Origin of the sequence: Pseudomonas agarici (assembly GCF_001543125.1) — a bacterium.
Lineage (GTDB): Bacteria > Pseudomonadota > Gammaproteobacteria > Pseudomonadales > Pseudomonadaceae > Aquipseudomonas > Aquipseudomonas agarici.
Map to the genome: position 1 here is coordinate 307,485 of NZ_CP014135.1, position 4,089 is coordinate 311,573.

General features: G+C 57.0%; 3 protein-coding genes and 1 pseudogene. All 4 read left to right on the plus strand.

Features of this window, described 5'->3' with window-relative positions:
- Window positions 1–263, plus strand: a pseudogene (locus AWM79_RS01425) (phospholipase); the annotation flags it as partial.
- Window positions 263–1,546 carry an SEL1-like repeat protein gene (locus AWM79_RS01430; protein WP_060781976.1) on the plus strand — a complete coding sequence of 428 codons (1,284 nt, stop codon included), beginning with the start codon at window positions 263–265 and terminating at the stop codon, window positions 1,544–1,546. The pseudogene AWM79_RS01425 and the gene AWM79_RS01430, both read left to right, overlap by 1 nt.
- A gap of 101 nt (window positions 1,547–1,647) precedes the next feature.
- Window positions 1,648–2,931 carry an SEL1-like repeat protein gene (locus tag AWM79_RS01435; protein ID WP_060781977.1) on the plus strand — a complete coding sequence of 428 codons (1,284 nt, stop codon included), beginning with the start codon at window positions 1,648–1,650 and terminating at the stop codon, window positions 2,929–2,931.
- A gap of 188 nt (window positions 2,932–3,119) precedes the next feature.
- Window positions 3,120–4,089 (plus strand): SEL1-like repeat protein (locus AWM79_RS01440; RefSeq protein WP_341844424.1); only part of this gene is annotated, 970 nt, incomplete at its 3' end.

Sequence of the window (4,089 nt, forward strand, 5' to 3'; positions counted from 1 at the left end):
TCAACACCCGCAGCATGCAGGTGGACAGTGAGTTGAACATTGCTCATGAGTGGATGAGTGTGACGCAGGCATTGCGGCGACGGTTGTGGAATCTGCATACGGATAAGAGGGGCGCGCAGGATGATCCGGAGGAGGCGTTCAGGGCTTGGCAGGAGATTATCGACGAAAACAAAAAACGCCAGGCAGATAAGAAACATGGAGTACCCGACGCTCCACTCGTCGAGTTCCATTACGGTGAAAAGACCTTGAAGAACCTCGACTGATGCGCCAGTTCCTGTTGCTGACAAGTCTGCTGCTGGCCGCCTGTGATAGCGGCAGTCTTTCTACTTACCCGACTCAGGATACCTCTGTGAACCCTCTGACCGAGATCAAAGCCAAGCTGGCCTTTACCTGTGTACACGAGCAGATCCCCATGCCGTCCGCCGAGGCCGATGTGCTATTCCAGTACGCGCGCTGGTTGCAGAAGAACAACCAGCTCAAGCAAGACAAAACTGTCGATGTCGAGATCGAGCGCCTGTATCGCATCGCCGCCGAGAACGGCCATTACAAGGCCAATATCAACTTGCAGAATGGCGCCATGCGTGGCCATTTCAAACTCAGAGGCAAGGAGCACCGGCGCCTGAGTCAGCAATTGATCGATGCGAACGTGGCGACGGGTTATTACTTTATTGGAATCTTCTTGCAACAGGGATCAGCCGGGTTAGCGAAAGATCCTGAAATGTCGCTGCGCTATTACCGCAAGGCGGCCGATCAGGGCAACGCTCAGGCCCAGTACGATGTGGGTGACATGCTCGCACCGAGCAATATTGCCCCGGAAATCGCACTCAAGATGTATCGCTGCGCTGCCGAGCAGGGGCAGGGCAGAGCCGCCGTTATGCTGTCAATTTATCTTAAAGATGAGGCGGCGTTTAAGGAAGCACTCGAAGTGTTGCAAATGGGCGTTGCCGCAGGTGAAGAGAGCGCTGCAGGCCGCTTGGAAAACGCATTTCGCGGCCCTCTTCCCTCCAGTAAGGCGAGTTACCTCGGCCAACAAGAAGACCTTGAGCGTGCCGAGCGCTATAAAATAATCTGGCGTGTGCTTGCAAGATACTCCTACGCCAATCCCACCGTCCCCGAGATCAACGAGATCCTCCCCTTGCCACCGGCCAAACTACCGGCCTGGGACGGCAAGCTGCAATGGCTGGAGGCCCGTCTGGCCAATGTCCGACCCCAAAAGCCCCACGAAGCGCTGATTCAGCAGTTAGCCAAGGCCAAGCTGCTTGAACCGGCGACCGGCAAACCCATGCCCGGCTCTCCCGCATTCCTCAAGGTCGATTCCCCCGCACCGACCTGCGTCAGCGGCCAACCCTGCCCACGGACCGGCTATTGGCAGGCGATACGCCTCAATCGCCAGGGTTTCTGGATGCTGAAAGACGAAATCATCCGCCACTTCGAGGAGAACGAAATCATGCCCACCTTGACGCTTCGCACTCACAAGCCGCGCTTCTTGCTCCCCAACAAAATCAGCGTTGGCGAGGAAAGCATCGAATGGCGGCTGTTGGGATGAGGCATGAAAGGCGTCAATTGCTGCGCACCCAGGCACAACCGGGCAGGCGCGATATGAAAAGGCGCTACTTGGGACCCGGTCCAGGCTTGCATGGCGCTTTAATGCGTCTGGCTCTCTTGGTATCCAGCCTGCTGTTGACCGCTTGCGGTGCAGGCAGTGTGCTTACTTTGCCGACAAAGGGCACGCCCTTGAATCCTCTCACCGAAATCAAGGCCAAGCTGGCCTTTACCTGTGTACACGAGCAGATCTCCATGCCGTCCGCCGAGGCCGATGTGCTATTTCAGTACGCGCGCTGGTTGCAGAAAAACAATCAGCTCAAGCAAGACAAAACTGTCGATGTCGAGATCGAGCGCCTGTATCGCATCGCCGCCGAGAACGGCCATTACAAGGCCAATATCAACTTGCAGAATGGCGCCATGCGTGGCCATTTCAAACTCAGGGGCAAGGAGCACCGGCGCCTGAGTCAGCAACTGATCGATGCGAACGTGGCGACGGGCTATTACTTTACCGGGATCTTCCTGCAACAGGGATCAGCCGGGTTAGCGAAAGATCCTGAAATGTCGCTGCGCTATTACCGCAAGGCAGCCGATCAGGGCAGTGCCCAAGCTCAGTATTCGGTGGCAAACAAGTTGGCGCCAAGCGATATTGCGCCGGACGTTGCACGGCAGATGCGCCGGTGCGCCGCCGAGCAGGGACATGGTGACGCGGCTTCCGATCTTGGTGTCAATCTTCAAGGAAAGGGCCTGTATCAGGAAGCACTTAAGGCATTCCAACTTGGAGTGGCTGCGGGAGATGAAACATCGGCCTCTTTTTTGAATAAAGGCTTCCGTGGTCCGCCTGCCACCGATGAGCTGTACTACCTCGGCCAACAAGAAGACCTTGAGCGCGCCGAGCGCTATAAAATAATCTGGCGTGTGCTTGCAAGATACTCCTACGCCAATCCCAGCGTCCCCGAGATCAACGAGATTCTTCCCTTGCCACCGGCCAAACTACCGGCCTGGGACGGCAAGCTGCAATGGCTGGAGGCCCGTCTGGCCAATGTCCGACCCCAAAAGCCCCACGAAGCGCTGATTCAGCAGTTAGCCAAGGCCAAGCTACTTGAACCGGCGACCGGCAAACCCATGCCCGGCTCTCCCGCATTCCTCAAGGTCGATTACCCCGCACCGACCTGCGTCAGCGGCCAACCCTGCCCACGGACCGGCTATTGGCAGGCGATACGCCTCGATCGTCAGGGTTTCTGGATGCTGAAAGACGAAATCATCCGCCACTTCGAGGAGAACGAAGTCATGCCCACCTTGACGCTTCGCACTCACAAGCCGCGCTTCTTGCTCCCCAACAAAATCAGCGTTGGCGAGGAAAGCATCGACTGGCGGCTGTTGGGATGAGGCATGAAAGGCGTCAATTGCTGCGCACTCAGGCACAAGCGGGCAAGCGCGGTATGAAAAGGCGCCACTTGGGACGCGGTCCAGGCTTGCATGGCGCTTTAATGCGTCTGGCTCTCTTGGTATCCAGCCTGCTGTTGACCGCTTGCGGTGCAGGCAGTGTGCTTACTTTGCCGACAAAGGGCACGCCCTTGAATCCTCTCACCAAAATCAAGGCCAATTTGGCCTTTACCTGTGTACACGAGCAGATCCCCGCGCCGTCCGCCGAGGCCGATGTGCTATTTCAGTACGCGCGCTGGTTGCAGAAAAACAATCAGCTCAAGCAAGACAAAACCGTCGATGTCGAGATCGAGCGCCTGTATCGCATCGCCGCCGAGAACGGCCATTACAAGGCCAATATCAACTTGCAGAATGGCGCCATGCGTGGTCATTTCAAACTCAGGGGCAAGGAGCACCGGCACCTGAGTCAGCAATTGATCGATGCGAACGTGGCGACGGGCTATTACTTTATCGGGATCTTCCTGCAACAGGGATCAGCCGGGTTAGCGAAAGATCCTGAAATGTCGCTACGCTATTACCGCAAGGCAGCCGATCAGGGCAGTGCTCAAGCTCAGTACTATGTGGGCGAAAAGCTCGAACCTATCGATATCGCCCCGAATGTTGCACTTCAAATGTATCGCTGTGCTGCCGAACAAGGCAATGGCAGGGCGGCTATCGCACTGGGCGTCCATCTTCAAGGCAAGGGGGAGTATCAGAAAGCCCTGGAAGTATTCCAGATGGGCGTTGTAGCGGGTGACGAGGACGCTGCTGGCTGGTTGGAAGATGGTTTTCGTGGTCCTCCCGTCACCGATAAACTGAACTACCTCGGCCAACAGGAAGACCTTGAACGCGCCGAGCGCTATGAAAAAATCTGGAGTCTGCTAGCGAACTATTCCTACGCCAATCCCAGCGTCCCCGAGATCAACGAGATCCTCCCCTTGCCACCAGCCCAATTACCGGCCTGGGACGGCAAGCTGCAATGGCTGGAGGCCCGTCTGGCCAATGTCCGGCCCCAAAAGCCCCACGAAGCGCTGATTCAGCAGTTAGCCAAGGCCAAGCTGCTTGAACCGGCGACCGGCAAACCCATGCCCGGCTCTCCGGCATTCCTCAAGGTCGATTCCC